18 protein-coding genes are annotated in these 16219 nt (G+C 44.1%); 8 read left to right on the plus strand and 10 right to left on the minus strand.

Features of this window, described 5'->3' with window-relative positions:
* Positions 1-105: 105 nt before the first annotated feature.
* Together ACO0KY_RS15155 and ACO0KY_RS15160 are read right to left on the minus strand one after the other, a co-directional pair.
* Positions 106-951: a PA4780 family RIO1-like protein kinase gene (locus ACO0KY_RS15155; RefSeq protein WP_422989615.1), complete on the minus strand. Its 846-nt coding sequence runs from the start codon at positions 949-951 to the stop codon at positions 106-108.
* A gap of 29 nt (positions 952-980) precedes the next feature.
* On the minus strand, positions 981-1229 hold the full coding sequence (locus ACO0KY_RS15160) for a hypothetical protein (RefSeq protein ID WP_246447366.1): 249 nt from the start codon (positions 1227-1229) through the stop codon (positions 981-983).
* 356 nt (positions 1230-1585) lie between these two features.
* On the opposite strand from ACO0KY_RS15160, the gene ACO0KY_RS15165 reads away from it, so the two are divergent.
* Together ACO0KY_RS15165 and ACO0KY_RS15170 are read left to right on the plus strand one after the other, a co-directional pair.
* Positions 1586-2443 carry a hypothetical protein gene (locus ACO0KY_RS15165; RefSeq protein ID WP_423047407.1) on the plus strand — a complete coding sequence of 286 codons (858 nt, stop codon included), beginning with the start codon at positions 1586-1588 and terminating at the stop codon, positions 2441-2443.
* A gap of 98 nt (positions 2444-2541) precedes the next feature.
* Positions 2542-3522 carry a fused MFS/spermidine synthase gene (locus ACO0KY_RS15170; protein WP_423047409.1) on the plus strand — a complete coding sequence of 327 codons (981 nt, stop codon included), beginning with the start codon at positions 2542-2544 and terminating at the stop codon, positions 3520-3522.
* Between the two features lie 9 nt (positions 3523-3531).
* Here the strand turns inward: ACO0KY_RS15170 and ACO0KY_RS15175 are convergent, their stop codons facing one another.
* The 8 genes from ACO0KY_RS15175 to ACO0KY_RS15210 form a co-directional block, all read right to left on the minus strand.
* Positions 3532-4185, minus strand: a complete 654-nt coding sequence (locus tag ACO0KY_RS15175; protein ID WP_423047411.1) for a substrate-binding periplasmic protein — start codon at positions 4183-4185, stop codon at positions 3532-3534.
* Between the two features lie 339 nt (positions 4186-4524).
* Positions 4525-5889 (minus strand): TolC family outer membrane protein, encoded by a 1365-nt coding sequence (locus ACO0KY_RS15180; RefSeq protein WP_423047413.1) that lies wholly within the window; start codon positions 5887-5889, stop codon positions 4525-4527.
* A gap of 224 nt (positions 5890-6113) precedes the next feature.
* The gene (locus ACO0KY_RS15185) at positions 6114-8303 is read right to left on the minus strand and encodes a peptidase domain-containing ABC transporter (protein ID WP_423047415.1); all 2190 of its coding nucleotides are present in this window, start codon (positions 8301-8303) and stop codon (positions 6114-6116) included.
* Positions 8300-9562: an HlyD family secretion protein gene (locus tag ACO0KY_RS15190; RefSeq protein ID WP_423047417.1), complete on the minus strand. Its 1263-nt coding sequence runs from the start codon at positions 9560-9562 to the stop codon at positions 8300-8302. Before ACO0KY_RS15190 ends, ACO0KY_RS15185 begins: the two co-directional genes overlap by 4 nt.
* A gap of 126 nt (positions 9563-9688) precedes the next feature.
* Positions 9689-9844: a hypothetical protein gene (locus ACO0KY_RS15195; RefSeq protein ID WP_423047419.1), complete on the minus strand. Its 156-nt coding sequence runs from the start codon at positions 9842-9844 to the stop codon at positions 9689-9691.
* Between the two features lie 138 nt (positions 9845-9982).
* Positions 9983-10300: a glycine zipper domain-containing protein gene (locus ACO0KY_RS15200; protein ID WP_423047421.1), complete on the minus strand. Its 318-nt coding sequence runs from the start codon at positions 10298-10300 to the stop codon at positions 9983-9985.
* Between the two features lie 123 nt (positions 10301-10423).
* On the minus strand, positions 10424-10609 hold the full coding sequence (locus ACO0KY_RS15205; protein WP_423047423.1) for a hypothetical protein: 186 nt from the start codon (positions 10607-10609) through the stop codon (positions 10424-10426).
* A gap of 119 nt (positions 10610-10728) precedes the next feature.
* Positions 10729-10926: a hypothetical protein gene (locus ACO0KY_RS15210; protein ID WP_423047425.1), complete on the minus strand. Its 198-nt coding sequence runs from the start codon at positions 10924-10926 to the stop codon at positions 10729-10731.
* A 1326-nt stretch (positions 10927-12252) separates the two neighbouring features.
* On the opposite strand from ACO0KY_RS15210, the gene ACO0KY_RS15215 reads away from it, so the two are divergent.
* The 6 genes from ACO0KY_RS15215 (at position 12253) to ACO0KY_RS15240 (ending at position 16200) form a co-directional block, all read left to right on the plus strand.
* Positions 12253-12573 carry a hypothetical protein gene (locus ACO0KY_RS15215; protein ID WP_423047427.1) on the plus strand — a complete coding sequence of 107 codons (321 nt, stop codon included), beginning with the start codon at positions 12253-12255 and terminating at the stop codon, positions 12571-12573.
* A 144-nt stretch (positions 12574-12717) separates the two neighbouring features.
* A complete protein-coding gene (locus ACO0KY_RS15220) occupies positions 12718-13089 on the plus strand; it encodes a hypothetical protein (RefSeq protein WP_186913197.1) in 372 nt (123 codons plus the stop codon).
* 194 nt (positions 13090-13283) lie between these two features.
* A complete protein-coding gene (locus tag ACO0KY_RS15225; protein WP_423047429.1) occupies positions 13284-13652 on the plus strand; it encodes a LiaF transmembrane domain-containing protein in 369 nt (122 codons plus the stop codon).
* Between the two features lie 35 nt (positions 13653-13687).
* The gene (locus ACO0KY_RS15230) at positions 13688-14377 is read left to right on the plus strand and encodes a LiaI-LiaF-like domain-containing protein (protein WP_423047431.1); all 690 of its coding nucleotides are present in this window, start codon (positions 13688-13690) and stop codon (positions 14375-14377) included.
* 87 nt (positions 14378-14464) lie between these two features.
* Positions 14465-15457 carry a sensor histidine kinase gene (locus tag ACO0KY_RS15235; protein ID WP_423047433.1) on the plus strand — a complete coding sequence of 331 codons (993 nt, stop codon included), beginning with the start codon at positions 14465-14467 and terminating at the stop codon, positions 15455-15457.
* Complete coding sequence (locus ACO0KY_RS15240; protein WP_423047435.1) at positions 15454-16200, plus strand: LytR/AlgR family response regulator transcription factor; 747 nt, start codon at positions 15454-15456, stop codon at positions 16198-16200. The genes ACO0KY_RS15235 and ACO0KY_RS15240 overlap by 4 nt, the downstream gene beginning before the upstream one ends.
* Positions 16201-16219 lie beyond the last annotated feature (19 nt).

The following is a 16219-nucleotide window of genomic DNA, read 5'->3' on the forward strand; positions in this document are numbered from 1 at the left end:
GCTTTGACGAGACATTTTATTTTAAGGCGGATACAACCCGCCAAGTCTACTACCGTAAAATTGCAGCGCTGTTGGCACCAGCCCGAACTGAATTACATTTAACTTTTACATCTCCGCCATACGGCGCAAACGTTCCTGCTCTTCAAAAATCGCTGACTCGATTTCTTTCATGACCTCACCCACATTGACCGGTCGAGTATCTGCAGCGACATACCCCGTCAATTTACTTTCCGGCGTTAACTCACCGGCGACATATAGTTTCCAGATTTCCTTACCGTATTGGGTATCGTTGAGTTCCGGTGCAAACTGACCAAAATACGACGCCAGATTGGTGACATCGCGGTCTAACATTTTTGCGGCTTCGGTATTGCTTGCCGCGTCAATCGCTTGCGGCAAATCGATAATGACTGGACCATCAGCATCGACCAGAATATTAAATTCAGACAAATCACCATGAATCACGCCAGCACATAACATCAAAACTACCTGCTGCAATAATTGTGCATGGTATTGCAATGCCAATGTGTGTGAGAGTTCAACGTCATTCAGACGTGGCGCAGCATTGCCTTCGGCATCCGTCACCAAATCCATCAGTAACACGCCTTCAAAGCAAATATACGGCTTAGGCACTTTGACGCCTGCCGCAGCCAGTTTATACAGGGCATCGACTTCGGCATTTTGCCAAACTTCTTCCTGCATCTTGCGACCGTAGCGTGTGCCTTTTTCCATGGCGCGTGCTTGTCGGCTATTTTTGACTTTGCGACCTTCCTGATACGACGCCGCTTGCTTAAAGCTGCGCTGACTTGCTTCCTTATACACTTTGGCGCAGCGAATTTCATTCTCGCAGCGCACCACGTAGACGGTCGCTTCTTTACCACTCATCAATTGACGCAGAACCTCATCAACCAGTCCTTCTTCGACCAGTGGTTGGATTCTTTTTGGTGTTTTCATCTAATCTCTTTACTCTTTAGCGGAGTGAATTATTTACGCGGCTTGGAAGGACGCTGCGGTGGTGTATGTGGACGTGACTTGTTGCGCTGATCATAAATCGTCTGTGCGTCTTGTTCGGCACGTTCCTGGGTGCGCATTTCTGGCACATCGTCATGCAAAGTGAAAAAGTCGTTGGCTTGGGCACGCATTACATGTTTGATCGCATCCTCGTCAGTCAGATCAAATTTTTCGGTCATCAGTGTGGTGACTTCGTCCAGATATTGCTCATAGGTCATCATAATGGGAATTCCTTAAAAACAGGCGTTGATACACCTGATAATGGGTGAAAATTTTGGCAATAGCCGCGAGATCTCTGAAGATGTAAGGCGTTCAGTTGGAAAATTGAGTTATCCATCCTGACTGACGCAGCAAGGAAGTGCGCAAAATTTCAACGACCGCCATTAATTCCATCTTTTAGTATAGCTGTTGGTGAGAAAAAGACTGGCTGCACTTTGTTAAGGACAGTATTGTACACGCGACTGGCGATCCAACCGTAATCTTAGCTAGAGTAGCCGCACTTCTGAGCGGACATGATTTTTGGACAGATTTCTCAGCTACAATTCCGCCTTCCATGAAATATTGCAAGGGTAGAACGATGAGCATCACTATTCACGAGGCATTACGCGCTTATATTGATCCACTGACCGAGCATGAGTATGCAGCTCTGGAACGTAGCATATTGACCGAAGGCTGCCGCGATGCGTTGGTTTGCTGGGGTGAAGTGCTGATTGATGGACATAACCGCTACGCTATCTGCCAAAAACATCAAATACCGTTTAAGGTTGTGCAAAACGACAATTTTAGTAATATTGAAGATGTTCAACTGTGGATGATAGACAATCACCTTGCGCGTCGCAGCGTATCTGACTTTCAGCGCGGCATGCTGGCTTTGAGAAAAAAAGAAATCATCACTGCCCGCACTAAACACCATGACACCAATGCTCCGTCTGCGGAAGGTGAAACGGATATCGCCGTTCCCGTAATTAAGCCGACCCAAAGCCGACAAGAAATAGCACGGGAAGCAGGCATTAGCAGCAATGCAGTCGTGCAAATTGAAAAAATCCAACGTACAGCTTCACCTGCATTGGTGCAAGCGGTGCGAGATGGTACGATTTCTATCAGTGCAGCAGCAGCTGTCGCTTCATTGCCTGATGAGGAACAACAAGCCGCAGTGGCAGGTGGTCGTAAAGAATTACAGCAAGCGGCCAGACAAGTACGCGAAAAAATTCGTGAGCAAAAAGCACCAATCAAAATCGCAAAGCAAGTCGCAGAATCTGAAGAATCCTCAGATGTCAAAAATAGCAATGCAGTGACATCACATCACAATGGCGGCGATGCGGAAGTCCCGGTTCTTCAGCAAAAGATTATTGCTTTACAATCCGAAAACGCTGCCCTGCTCGAAAAAATTGCGGAGTTGCAGGCGGCATTAGAAAAAGCACACACTGGTAGCTAATAACCTATCAACATCGCGCCTAAAACTGAACACCTTGAACTGATGATATTCGAAACGGTATTTTGCATTCAACGTTGACATTGAAAATATAAACTACCATGGCTAAAGCTCGTCAAAGTTTATCGCGCTTGTTTTTGAATAAACCGAGCCCCGAAGAGTTGCGGCATCAAGCAACATTAAAAGCGCTGGCGGAGGCTGCAGCAGGCAAACCGTTTACTCTGAACGATGAGCCGCTGCGCATGATGTATCTGACACCTACTTGTATGCAAAGCGTTATGCGTATTGATCAACCGGATCAGTTGTTATGTGCGTATTCCAGAGCAATGATGGGTTTTTTACTATTCAATCCAAACCCCAAACACATTATTCTGATTGGACTCGGCGGTGGCTCGCTGGTCAAATATTGTTATCAAAATTTACCAGATTGCCGTATTACCGCAGTAGAAATTAATGCTGATGTTATCGCTATGCGTCGGCAATTTATGATTCCTGACGATGACGCGCGACTCAGAATTATTCATGCTGACGCAGTTGAATGGCTGCCGCAACAAGAATGTAATGCCGATGTGATTTTTCTGGATGCGTATGACATCCACGGTCTGGTTCCGTCACTCAATTCAGCTCAATTCTATGCCAACTGTTACCGACAACTGAACCACAGTGGTGTGCTGGTCGCTAACGTGTGGGGGAAGCCCAGCGTTTTAACACCCATGCTCACAATGTTGCACCAACAGTTTTCAAATAACGTCTGGTGGATAAAATCTGCCGACAGTTATAACTTATTAGTGTATGCGGTCAAGCATATGTCCAGAGATTTTGAGCAGTTGCATGCAATTGAAAAAGATTCTGCACTACATCTCAACCATCCAACTTTAGATCTGCAATGGCTGACAAATAATTTACAATCTATTCAAGATCAACGATTCAAGCCTACATCAGAAAATTCGAAAAACCTGCTACAAGAAGAACTGATCAAACGACTACGCACCGTATTAGTACATGACGGGAATGTACCGCAAAGTTATACCGAATTTAAATCCTTGATATTAAATTTGGATGCAGCTTCAAGACTTGTTTAACCTTAATGCTTACGGAATAGCAATTTTTTTCGCTTCCTGTTCTGGCAAATAATTACTCAGAATTTTACGCACGGTTCCGTCCTTGTGCATCCTCAATATCAATGCCCCCCACTTCTCGGCTTCAATTTCGGAAAATGAAAGCCGGGATAGCGCCAGGCCTCCGTATTTACCAGTGCGCGGTGGACTGACATCATACACAAGCAAGCTATCGTCCAATTGCAACTCTTTAGCGATCGGGTGATAAGACATAGGATAGACTAAGGCTAGATTAAACCTTTTTGCCACTAACATTTTCAATAGTGTCTCCGTATCCGCGGCTTCGACCAGTCTTTTTTTTTCGCGTAGTTGCTCTAAGTAGTGATTAAAATAAGAGCCATGATCAAATTGTCGCTGGATGCCTAAAGTGATATCCGGGTCAAGCATCAACTGATCCATTGTTTCGATTTTCTTTTGCATTGATCGTGTCGAAATAAGATACGGCGTTGAGTAACGTAAATTGTAAAAATACGCGTGTTTCACACGCTCCGGCGTTTGGACTCCAGTTCCTACCATATCCACTTTACCGTTTTGAATTTCGACCCAAATACGGGCAATGGGTAGAACAATAATCTCAAATTCACATGATGTTCTGGTTTTCAATTCATTGGCAATATCGACATCCATCCCTTTACCGTTATGATAGTAAAATCCCGAGTCAAATACTGCATAACGAATTGGATGCTTCGGACAAATCGGCAAATCCGAAGATAAAGAAATTCTGGAAAACAGAATGAAAGAAAATATAAAAAGGATCTTCAGTATTTGCATATTTCTTCATCCCGTTTCAAACTAGGCAATCAGCAAGTTTGCGTTTCGTTCAATGTGAAAGTTGGCATCGTTAAATGTGAGCTACGTTCATTAAACACGGACCAAATCAATTAATTTCTGAAAAAAATATTGCCCTTCGCTTCTGCCTATTCATAATAGGTAGGGATGGATCCATCTGTCAAGGCTAGAACTTAATCATTCATCACCATACGCTAACAACGATGCGACATCGATCAAATCAGTTTCTCTTAGAGACGCCGCGATCGCTTTTAATCTCAGTCCATTCATGATCGCGTCATAACGTGCTTTCTCCAACTCTCTTCTTGTCTGATGTAGTTGGTGTTGTGCATTCAAGACGTCAATGTTAATGCGCACACCGACTTCGTAACCCCGAACATTTGAAGCCAATGAAGCGGCTCCGGATACAACTGCGACTTCTAACGCCTTTACCTTCTCCATGCCACTGTTAAAACCGAATAACGCAGTGCGAGCATTTTGCGCAGCTCCACGGCGAGCAGACTCCAGATCAAATCTCGCCTTTTCCTTCAAGGCAATTGCTTCGTTTACCTGACTGCTCACCATGAAGCCAGAAAACAAAGGAATACTTACTTGAATCCCGATACTATTGGTTCTATTTGAATCGGCGCTGGGAAACGATCCAGGTAAGTCACCACTGGCTCGTGTGCGCTGCATTGTCGCAAGTAAATCTACCGTCGGATAATGTCCTGCGCGACTAACCGAAATGGCTCTTTTGGCGATTTCCAATCGTACCTGTGCTGCAATTACTTCATAATTTTTGGTGTCAACCAAACTTAACCAATAGGCTTCTTCCGCTGATTCAAGTGGTGCAAGAGTCACTCCCTTCTTTAACATAGGCAGTTCACCAATATCTTTAGAACTCATCTGTTGCAACACCGCGCGTTTCAAATTCAAATCTGCAATGGCAGCATATTCTTGGGCTACCACAAGATCATATCTAGCTTGCGCCTCATGACTATCGGTAATCGTTGCGGTTCCTATGTCAAAGTTACGCTTTGCAGCTATGCGCTGTTGCGCAATGGATAACTTTTCTGCCTGTAGGGTGGTCAACACGTTTTGAGCATCTAACACATCAAAATAGGCCTGTGCCACACGAACAATCAGATCTAATTTTGCCTGCGCAAACTGCGCGTCACTAGCAACGACTGCCAACTTACCTTGCTCGTATTGCTGCCAATTCGCCCAACGAAACAGTGGCTGGGTTACTTGCAAAGTGTATGACAATTGCAATCCGTAAGTTTTATTTGAAGCAGACGTCGCTAGTGCAGCACCAGTTGAGGAAAAGTCGCCAATACTTTCTTGCGAACTGCGTGTAATTTGACCACTCAATACGACGTTGGGCATCAAACTGGAACGCCCCTGGACTGCTTTCTCTTCACCGGCTAACTGGCTGGCACGAGCGCTTGCATAGATAGAATCACTTATCAATGCCTCTCTATAAATTTGTAATAACCCCATTGCCTTCGCAGATGAAGAATGAAAAATACTTAACGCCATTATGGCGAAAAAAAGCTGACGCATTCACTTACCTAAAAATTTAAATAAATCATCCGATTTAATTCTTTGTAACTTACAGTTCATAAAAACGGTTTTATCAAAAAAAAACATCGAACATATGGCAGACAATATTCACAAAAAAGATTCGTCCTTCCTCAGAAAGTCATCATCACAAGTCATATTGATCGAGAATGATTAGCCTTCGATGAGAAGCGGCAGACATTGTGACGAACTTGTGAACGATGGTGCTATAAGGGAAATAGTCTTGGATAATCAAAACCAGTTTGACTCTCACTATCTGTCACAAGCTGTTCGTATGTTGGAAGGTCATTTACGGATGGCGAATCCGGATTTAAATCAATAACACGATCCGCCATCGCCAAAGTTTGAGGGCGATGTGCTACCGCGATACGGGTGATTGACAGGCGTTTGATATTTTCATTAATCTGAAATTCGAGTGACACGTCCAGATTGCTCGTTGCCTCATCCATAAACAAAATCTGTGGGCGCCGGTACAAAGCGCGTGCCAGCAACAAGCGTTGCTTTTGACCTCCTGACAAGGCACTTCCCATATCCCCCACCAATGTGTTGTAACCCATAGGCATCGCCAAAATCTCTTCATGCAGACAGGCTAATTTCGCACACTCTTCTATCCACTGCTGATCTGCTTGCGCGTCGAAAAAAGCAATATTTTCCGCCAGACTACCCGCCAGTAAATGGTCACTTTGCATTACCGCTGCGATTCTCTTTCTATATTCAGAACCCAGTTGATTTATATTGACACCACCAAACTTGAGCTCACCTTGCTCAGGACTCAATAAGCCTAACATCAGCTTCAAAAGCGTTGTTTTACCCAAGCCAGATCTTCCTGCAATAGCAACGTACTCGCCTGCATGTACTTTGAGGGAAACGGCATCAATGACGCGCGGTAAAAATGAACCATAGCGAAAACACACGTTGTGCAACTCTAAACCTGATTGCAATTCGCCAATGCCTAAGAATGGGATCTGTGGCAACTCTTCCGGTTCTGTTTGTACGATATCGGAAAGACGCTCGGCATAAAGCCGTATCATTCCCAAATTAGCAAGCTTATCGATCAAAGCATCCAACCCACTGATAAACTGGTCTTTCCATGAAAGATAGGCCAATAAAGCACCGACGCTAAAAACGCCACCCAATACTGCCTGCGCCCCTAGCCATAAAACTAAGCCATGCTCAAATGCGACCAGCAATCCTTGTGCAATGTGAAATAGCAGATCCAACTTACGCAAACGCAGACCTTCGTTGGTAGTCCGAATCAAACGACGCAGCCATTCATCTCTGCGAATATCGCCACCAGAAAAAAGTTTAACCGTTTGCATCCCTCGCACCGTCTCAAGAAAGTGTGATTCAAGTTCTGCGCGAGAGACAATTTGTGCCTCTTGAGCGTAGCGAACAGGACGAAAGCGCAACCAACGTAACAAGCCATAACTCAAGACAAAACCTAAAGCCACAAACGCTAAGGTCGGGCTATACATGAGCATCAAAACAAACGCGATGAGGGCAACGACACCGTCGAGAATCCCTTCGATTAATTGCATCGTCAACATCTCTTGAATCGAATGCAAAGATTCAAAGCGTGACACGATGTCACCAACGTGACGTTTTTCAAAGTACGCGAGCGGCAACTTCAGCAAATGTTCAAACACCCGTGTTTGCCACAACACATTGAGTCTTGTTGATATATGCGTAATCACCCAACCACGTACAAAATTAGTCATTGTCTTTGCAATGCCAAGCCCTATCGTTCCAATGATCAATAGCACTAATAAATCGCGATCAAAACTGACCAACACTTCATCAGTCACCAACTGCATTACTAAGGGCGTGGCAAGAACAAATATTTCCATCACCAGTGACAACAATAAAATGTGTACCATCGCAGCGTTGAGGCCATCTACCTTGCCCATGATGGAACGCAAATTGATCGCGTTACGCGTATCTTCTTTCTGAAATTTTTCAGTCGGTTCTAACTCCAAAGCGATCCCAGTAAAGTGCTGACTAAACTCTGTAAAACTGAGTTTTTTAATACCGCTTGCAGGATCATGAATAATGATGTGCCGACGACCAACTTTTTTTAGAACGACAAAATGGTTCATGTTCCAATGAAGAATTGCCGGACACTTCAATTGAGTTAATTCCGAAAGTTCAAGTCTCAATGCTCTTCCGCTCATGTCCATGTTCTTAGCGACATTGATCATATCGAACATCGTCATTCCCAGAAGCGAAATGCCAATTTGACGCCGCAGTTGCGCTAAGTCCAACATTTTTCCGTAGTAACTGGCTACCATCGTGACACAAGCAAGTCCACATTCGGCTGCTTCAGTTTGCCGAAGTACCGGCAACCGACGACGCCAGCTCGTTTGCAGCATCGTCAAAAAACTGTCTATCGTACTCATGACTTCATTCTTTCAGAATTCAATTTTTGATTCTTTTTCAGACCGAGAAGTGGTTCAAACAACCACTCCCAAATAGGACGCGTATCTAATGTCACATCCGCTTCTACCTTCATGCCGCTTTGCAAATCCCAGCTTTGATTCGCATGATTTATTTTTTGGGACGGCAGATGTACTAACAGACGGTAATAATCTTCGCGCTCAGGTAAGCTGACCGACAATTCTCGGGCTGGAATCACGGTCTTAGTAAGTTCCAACACACGTCCGGTCTGAACACCAAATTTTTGATACGGAAAAGCTTCATACCTTAACGATACCTGCATCCCCTTTTTTACAAATCCAATATCGCGACTTGGCACGAATAGCTCTACCTGGTAGCTATCGCCTTCTGGCAATAATTGAAGTAGAACCGTTTGCTCATTGACAGTCACGCCTTGTTTTATCTGTAATGCAGTCACGATGCCATCTCGTGGCGCAATCACTCGCATCTCACGTTGGCTTTCTTGGTGTGCACGTTCTGCCGCCAGCGCAGCAATATCTCGATTCAAGCTATTTCGCTCTGATTGCGACGACAAAGGCAACTGTTCCAACAACGATGTTGCACTTGCTTGTTGTTGGGCCATTTCTGCAACTGAACTGCGCAAGGCTGCTAACTGGCTATCAGCCATCGCCAGCTCCGCACGTTTTTCATCGACACTTGCAGCTGACACGTAGCCTTCTTCCAGTAACTTTTGTTGTCTCTGCAAAGCCAAATTTGCTAACTTGCTTCTTTGCTCCAACAAGCTTTTCTGCTTAGCCAAATCGCTTGCCTGCGCACTAAGTTGTCTGACTTTTTCTTTTGCCTCGCGTTTTTTTGCGCGATACATAGAGTGCACAACTTCCTTGCTTTCTTCCAAATTAGCTGATCGTTCATCAATGCTAGTCAGTACCTCTTTTTGCAAACTGCCATGAACGAGTGCTTTACTTGAATTAATCTGTAATAAAACATCGCCGGCTTTGACATGCTGACCTTCGGTAACCCGCAAATCATTGACCACCCCAGCCTGTAATGCGATGACTTTGGTCAACCCCTGACTAGGAACAACTTGTCCCAACACTCTGGCTTTTTTTGTGTAATCGCATAGCCAGATAAAGAGCAACACTGTCAACGCCATGATTGCCAATAATATGGACGTTAAGCGCCAGGGACTCATGCCGAGTTGTATCGTTTCATGACCGTAACGATGTGCTTGTCTGGCGATTATTTCTGTACGAGACTGCATTGCTTGCTCTCATATTTCGTGATGTTGAGGAATTCAATTCTTTACTTCGGCCAACTCTTAGCGATGCAGCAACAGTCGCCTGCATTTGCATAAAGGAGAGTTAGTCGAATCGTGATCGACAAGCGATCACATGTGATGAAACCGGATAGGCGTAACAGGTTTAGTTGGTAACGGTTCGTTCCTTACTGGCGTTTCAGGGAATATAGGACGAAGCACAGGCATTATCCGAAAACGACGATCAATCACGCCGGCAAATTTTGTTTGTATAACGTTAAAATTCATTCTATTCACTTCAATTTCTATTTCACTTTAATGATTCAACACGATATCGGTCGTTTCTTGTGATGCCAAAACCATGTCTGATACCTCAGCGTCAGACATGGCGTCACGACCAATATATTCGGAACACGATCCCTTAGACTAGCGGCGGCGACTCATGGGGCCAGGGTTGTAATTACCAAAGTAAAAACCAAGCGTACCGCCAACAATCGCACCACCGAATGCACCAACAAACGGATGACCTGTTGCACCGCCAAGAGTTGAACCTAAATAGGCGCCACTACCTGCACCGGTCAGGGCGTTATTGAAGCGAAAATTTGTTTGAGCATTGACTGCAGGCCAGGAGAAGCCGCCGCCTACATGCTGAAGATCACTGACATTGAGAACTAATTGCATAATGAAATATTCGTGTAAAATTAGAACCGCCATACGTACCAAATACGTATGGCTTGTTGACATGGTTACTTCATGTGATGCCAACTCAGGCTGACATCACATGCCTTCTAGCAAGGAGCAAAGTAAGCTTTAAGGGAGTACCGTTTCTCTGCTTTATCAGGAGAAGGGAAACGTACTCGCCTTATATCAGCGACGACCCTGGTACCAAGAATTAATACGGCTGCCCAGATATACCGCACCTGCGAATATCCCGGTAGCACCGACGACCGGCCAGGAAGTCGCAAAATTCACGCCCTTTGATGCTGCGTTCCAGAAACGGTCTGAGCCACCACTCACCTTAGTCAATTCAGATTTCGTAGAGATTACTTGCATTTTTTTCCTTTTAAATATTCACAATTTTTCTTTATTGTGAAGATTCATAATTAAACTTAAATTTTCTGCACATCACGGTCTTTACTCAACACAGAATAAAGCCATCAATGGCGTCTCAATTAACGGCGACGTGCAGCACCGGTGTTGTAGTAGTAGTTGTAGGCGGTATTAGCAACAAAACCTACGAACCCCAAAACAATACCGCCAACAGCGGCCGCTGTTTTGGCTCTACTCCACGCGAGATCGTGTGCAGCGCCAGAAAAATATTGACCGCCAGCGACTTGTTGCAATTCATTACTATTGATTAAAACTTGCATTTTATTTCCTTAAAAAATCACACTTTTTCATATTGAAATGTGACGTTAGTAAAATGTTTGAACCTGATAAAACATCTGGTTCAAACCACTTTTTAAGTTTCATGTACATCTTGTGCACACGCTCCTTAAACTTGCTCAACCGTGCATACCTTCGACAAGTGATAATTAAGCACGGTTCAAAATTTTCGACGCAATGCTGCGCTCAGCACAGTCATAATCAACTGTGTCAATCCTTCATATAAAATTTCTCTGGACAATGAATCAGACGCGAAAGTTATTGACGACCTATAACCAACCTATTGCTAACAGGTCACTTTAGTCGCGATCGCCCTAGCTGAAAATAGTCTCGCAGATAGATGACTTTGCGTTTTTCGATTTGATGGATAACGTATAAGTGCACATTTTTTCCAGATCAACCGATGCTTTTGAAGTGCGTATGGTTGAAACATCGCATGCGCTATTTCTCTGAATTCGTATAGTCCGATCGGCGTCAAATTCTGCGTGTTGGTGGGTCTGAAAGTGCGAAAGAAAAACAGTACCCAGATAACCAAAACACCAATCTACCGTATGACTAGAAAACACACTGTTTGCGCTGGACAAAAGCCTCACAAAATCAAGATCAGACTCAACTGACGGCAAGTGTGATTTCGCTTCCGGGGTTGCGGATTGCGTCTCGGATAGAGCAACCGATTGTGCGAGAGATCGATATGTATCACAACTCGAACCAACACATACGTGATCCGCCTTTGACGAGAATGACGTCGAATGCGTGATCGAATGGCTCAATAAATAGATACTCTGGGTCGAAAATAAAAACAGAACTATAACTATCCCTAGCATTTTCGCTGCCAAGGTCAAACGTTTGCTTAACATTTTTTAATACCTAAAAAATGCAATACATACTGGCTGTTCTTATGAAATGGCTGGTATCGCGATTAACTTGATGTGTAAATTATAGGCACCAAAAACCAGAATGTAAATTAAAATACCAAATAGTAACAATAAGTAACATATCATATTGGTGAATATGAAATCCGAATTTCGAGAGAAAACTAATTGATGTTAGTACTTGTTTTTTTATTGCAAATAATTGCTATAAATAAAATATTTCGTGGCTTTTTTTAAAATATCGAGAAACACCAAACTAACGATCAGTGCAGCCCATGAAAACGCTCCGATGATTCAGTTCAGGTGCATACATAACGTGAGACAAAGCATCGAGATGCCCAAGGTCTCCTGTGCGTTTTTGAAAAAAATTTAAATATATGGAAAGCAGAATTTCGCATCGAGCAACAACCTGCATTGGCGTCCACCGAGCTAAGTCAAATGGGAATTACTAACGATAAAATTACTGTTGAAGTTGACAGCAAAAGTAGCCAGGCAGGTGAATTACATATGGCACAGCTAGAAAATGGGTTATCGAGTAAAGACGTCGCTGAAGAAAATCAATGTGCAACTTTACGTCACGATGCGGTTGCCAAAGTGTGGACTGACGTGCTCTTGGTTGGAGCGTCAACACCCAAGAAAACCAGCATAACTGTAAACCTTCCGGCCAATGCGAATCGTCAGCATTTATCGCTAGTTACCTTTAACCAAAACCATCAAGGAAATATCCTGCATGCAGTCGAATTAACCGTATGCCTTTAAATTACATCGGCCATGTTGAGGTAGACAAACAAGCCAACAACAAGATTTTGCATCGCGATTGTCAATTAGCTTGAATTCTGGCAAAGTTAGATCATACATTCGTGCAACAGTAGTTGTACGCATACGCCAATCAAGGAGTTTGTCATGTACGATGAAAACGATTTTACTGCTGTATCAAAATTTCTAAAATTAGGCGTCAAAATCAACGTCAAAAATCCCATGGGACAAAACCCTTCATTTGAAACCAGCTTTCCAACACCCAAGGGAGCGATGGTCAACTTAAATGAAAAAAGTCTGTACGATGTAGAACGCAAGTTGCGCGCCTTAATCGGTAACGATACCCCCGTAAAAACAAAGTTATCGCCGTTTGTTTATCTTGGTACAAATTTTCGGGGCATACTGTACTGCACCAAAGGTTCAAACGAATTCATCATTCAAGAGACGCACGATGTATTTGGAAGCGAATCCAAGCGTATCGTTCGTCAAGCTGATGAGTTTATACAATTGCTGAGCTAAGTCATTTCTGACGTCAATGTTGGTCAATAAGCTGGCTAACAGATTTCCCTATATTACGACCACGTTGCGGTGATTGACGCCTTCGATCGTCAATCACCGACATCTTTCCGTCATTCGCCGATGACTGCACGACAAGCCCGCGCGCTTGCAGTATCGTGAGTACCACAAAATAAACGTATTCGAAAGGAAAGACTATGCGTGACGATACGATGAGCCCGGCTGCCAGAAATGCCAAGAATCTGGTTTTTGGTATTGCATTAGTCGGTGCGGGTATTTTATTTTTAATTAACGGTTGGGACTTTATCGCTTACCTGAAATGGTGGATATTTGTTCCCGCGCTAATTGCATTGGGCGGGTTGATTGACATCCTGGTTTCACGTAGAGCAAAACAAATCGCCAAGGGTTGTTTTAGCATTATCTTTGCGTTCTGGATCTATGCATCGATGGAACACTTGTGGGGCTGGACCTTTGGCACTAGTTGGCCAATTATTCTGATCGCCGTCGGCGTGCAAAGTATCGTACTCGGCTTATTGTCGTCAAACAAACCATCCTCAGAATCCTGAATATCCTCAGAGTCCAATTGACGAAGGAGAATTACATGAACCAACAAAAGCAACACAACCGCGTTGTGTTTGGCACCATTATTCTGATCTTTGGCGCCCTCGCTTTAATCGATAATTTAAACATTTTTAATACCAGAGAAATTCTCCAATTTTGGCCAACTGTTTTCATCGTTATCGGCGCGTTAAAAATGTCGCGCAGCGACACGGTCTCTGGTCATCTGATCGGTGGCGGCTTTATTGCGGTAGGTGCGTTGATGACCTTACAGCATCTGGGTATTGTCTATTTCAGTAGCCGTAGTTTGTGGCCAGTGGTGATGATCTTTGCGGGCTTATCTATCATCTTCAAAGACCGCCTGAAGGCCGACATTGCGCCGCCGATTGGCAATATGGAAGACGGCGACAATTGCTGTAATTTATCCGCCGTCATGAGTGGGTCTAAAAGCCAAAATTCATCGCAAAATTTTCGCGGAGGAGAGCTCACAGCGGTCATGGGCGGCATCGAACTCGACTTGCGCAATGCATCGATCGACGGTAGCGCAACCATCAATGTTTTCGCAGTGTGGGGTGGCATAGAAATAAAGGTGCCTGGTGACTGGACTGTCATCTCACAAGGGATTCCGATCTTAGGCGGTATTGAAGATCGTACCGTTCCACCGATGGATCGTAGCAAGACCTTGTTCATACAAGGATATGCGATTATGGGTGGTGTCGAAATCAGAAACTAAATTCACGAGAGCCCCATGCATCCACTGCTATCGGATTTCCGCAGATTTCTCTGGCACATCGCGATATGGCTTGCAGCGGGGCTAATAATGGGAAAAATATTAGTATCGGCAGAGTTCAGCGATTTTTCCTACGCTTGCTTTTTCGCAGTGCCAGTCAGTTTATTTTTTGGTTTTTTGACCAGCTCCGCATACTATATTTGTCGTTCGTTTCAGATTCAAAAATACACGTTCTTTTTTATAGCACTGGTATTTATCATCAGCTCGCTCATCTCTGCTGCATTGGCAATATGCGTAGCCCATGCCTGGAATCTCCTGCTGGAAAATTTAAACGACGTTGCGTCTCCTCATAACATCACATCAAAACTTGATATCGCACTATTTGCCAGCTGTTTTGTCTTATACCTGTTAGCACTGTTGACTTATGACGTCATGATTGCATTTGAACATATGCGAGCAGCGGAAAAGCGCGAGACCGATGCTCACCTGTTAGCACGTGATGCAGAGTTGCAAGTGTTGCGCTCGCAGATTGACCCACATTTTCTATTTAATAGTCTTAACTCGATTAGCGCTCTGACAGCGATTGATGCGAAAGCAGCGCGAGAAATGACCATCGCCCTAGCAGATTTTTTTCGTAGAACGCTGACCTTATCGGAACAAGAAAAAATTAGCCTGGACCAAGAGCTGAGTTTATGTGAGGATTTTTTGGCGGTTGAAAAAATCCGCTTTGGGAAGAAATTGGAAATCGCAATCGAGGTCGATACGTCAACAAATGATGCGTTAATTCCTTCTATGATCTTACAGCCATTGTTAGAAAATGCAATTAAACATGGTATTCGCACTATCCGCCAAGGCGGATGTATTAAGGTAAAAATTCTGAGGAATGCCGATTGGTTACACATTCGCGTTACCAATCCGGTTACTACGGATATTTCTCCCGCCACTGGTTCTGGTCTTGGTTTACAAAATCTGCGTTGCCGTTTTCACGCTTTGTATGATGATCAAGCCAGAGTCGAGTGGAAGCGCACAGAACAAGAATTTATCGTTGAACTGACACTCCCCTGGGAATCAAAGAAATCATGACAAAGCAAATCAGCGTAGTCATTGCCGATGACGAAGAACTGGCACGTCGCCTGATCACCGAATATTTACGCCCTCATCAAGATGTTCACATCATTACCGAATGCGAAACCGGCACGGAAGCGGTGGATGCGATCAATCAACAAGGCCCTGATCTGATTTTTCTTGATATCCAGATGCCAGAATTGACGGGCTTAGAAGTCTTAGAAATAACCGGACGCCGTAGCGGTGTTGTTTTTACCACCGCCTACGATCAATTTGCCTTGAAAGCATTTGATTTGCATGCGATTGATTACCTGCTAAAACCGTATTCACAACAACGCTTTGACGAGGCACTGAATAAGGCAAGAAAACTTCTGCAGCAAACAGACGTATCTCCTGAAACTGCCATTCAACAATTAATCGCAGAAAACACAGAAAAAAACAAAAGGCTGCTGATTCGCGATCGCAACCAGGTTCATGTTGTTCCCATTGCCTCTATCGACTACATCAAAGCAGAAGATGACTATATTTTGATCCATGCCGCCGGCAAATCCTGGATGAAAACACAAAGCCTGTCAGACATCGAAACGCAATTAAATCCAATGCAGTTTGTACGGATACATCGCTCTTACCTCCTGCAACTGCATGCGCTAAAAGGAATAGAACGCCAAAACAAAGACAGCGTCGTTGCAGTGTTAAACAATGGTGAAAAATTACCCGTAAGCCGTTCAGGCTACGAGCGTCTAAAGGAACATTTACAGTAGCTTGCAAATATCTGCCACA

Source organism: Undibacterium sp. Dicai25W (genome assembly GCF_049340505.1).
Taxonomy (GTDB): Bacteria; Pseudomonadota; Gammaproteobacteria; order Burkholderiales; family Burkholderiaceae_D; genus Undibacterium; species Undibacterium jejuense.

Bases quoted from the DNA above. Each gene is read 5' to 3' on its own strand.
- ACO0KY_RS15155 (WP_422989615.1), bottom strand. From the start codon at position 951: ATGAAAACACCAAAAAGAATCCAACCACTGGTCGAAGAAGGACTGGTT.
- ACO0KY_RS15160 (WP_246447366.1), bottom strand. From the start codon at position 1,229: ATGATGACCTATGAGCAATATCTGGACGAAGTCACCACACTGATGACC.
- ACO0KY_RS15165 (WP_423047407.1), top strand. From the start codon at position 1,586: ATGAGCATCACTATTCACGAGGCATTACGCGCTTATATTGATCCACTG.
- ACO0KY_RS15170 (WP_423047409.1), top strand. From the start codon at position 2,542: ATGGCTAAAGCTCGTCAAAGTTTATCGCGCTTGTTTTTGAATAAACCG.
- ACO0KY_RS15175 (WP_423047411.1), bottom strand. From the start codon at position 4,185: ATGGATGTCGATATTGCCAATGAATTGAAAACCAGAACATCATGTGAA.
- ACO0KY_RS15180 (WP_423047413.1), bottom strand. From the start codon at position 5,889: ATGCGTCAGCTTTTTTTCGCCATAATGGCGTTAAGTATTTTTCATTCT.
- ACO0KY_RS15185 (WP_423047415.1), bottom strand. From the start codon at position 8,303: ATGAGTACGATAGACAGTTTTTTGACGATGCTGCAAACGAGCTGGCGT.
- ACO0KY_RS15190 (WP_423047417.1), bottom strand. From the start codon at position 9,562: ATGCAGTCTCGTACAGAAATAATCGCCAGACAAGCACATCGTTACGGT.
- ACO0KY_RS15195 (WP_423047419.1), bottom strand. From the start codon at position 9,844: ATGAATTTTAACGTTATACAAACAAAATTTGCCGGCGTGATTGATCGT.
- ACO0KY_RS15200 (WP_423047421.1), bottom strand. From the start codon at position 10,300: ATGTCAACAAGCCATACGTATTTGGTACGTATGGCGGTTCTAATTTTA.
- ACO0KY_RS15205 (WP_423047423.1), bottom strand. From the start codon at position 10,609: ATGCAAGTAATCTCTACGAAATCTGAATTGACTAAGGTGAGTGGTGGC.
- ACO0KY_RS15210 (WP_423047425.1), bottom strand. From the start codon at position 10,926: ATGCAAGTTTTAATCAATAGTAATGAATTGCAACAAGTCGCTGGCGGT.
- ACO0KY_RS15215 (WP_423047427.1), top strand. From the start codon at position 12,253: ATGGGAATTACTAACGATAAAATTACTGTTGAAGTTGACAGCAAAAGT.
- ACO0KY_RS15220 (WP_186913197.1), top strand. From the start codon at position 12,718: ATGTACGATGAAAACGATTTTACTGCTGTATCAAAATTTCTAAAATTA.
- ACO0KY_RS15225 (WP_423047429.1), top strand. From the start codon at position 13,284: ATGCGTGACGATACGATGAGCCCGGCTGCCAGAAATGCCAAGAATCTG.
- ACO0KY_RS15230 (WP_423047431.1), top strand. From the start codon at position 13,688: ATGAACCAACAAAAGCAACACAACCGCGTTGTGTTTGGCACCATTATT.
- ACO0KY_RS15235 (WP_423047433.1), top strand. From the start codon at position 14,465: ATGGGAAAAATATTAGTATCGGCAGAGTTCAGCGATTTTTCCTACGCT.
- ACO0KY_RS15240 (WP_423047435.1), top strand. From the start codon at position 15,454: ATGACAAAGCAAATCAGCGTAGTCATTGCCGATGACGAAGAACTGGCA.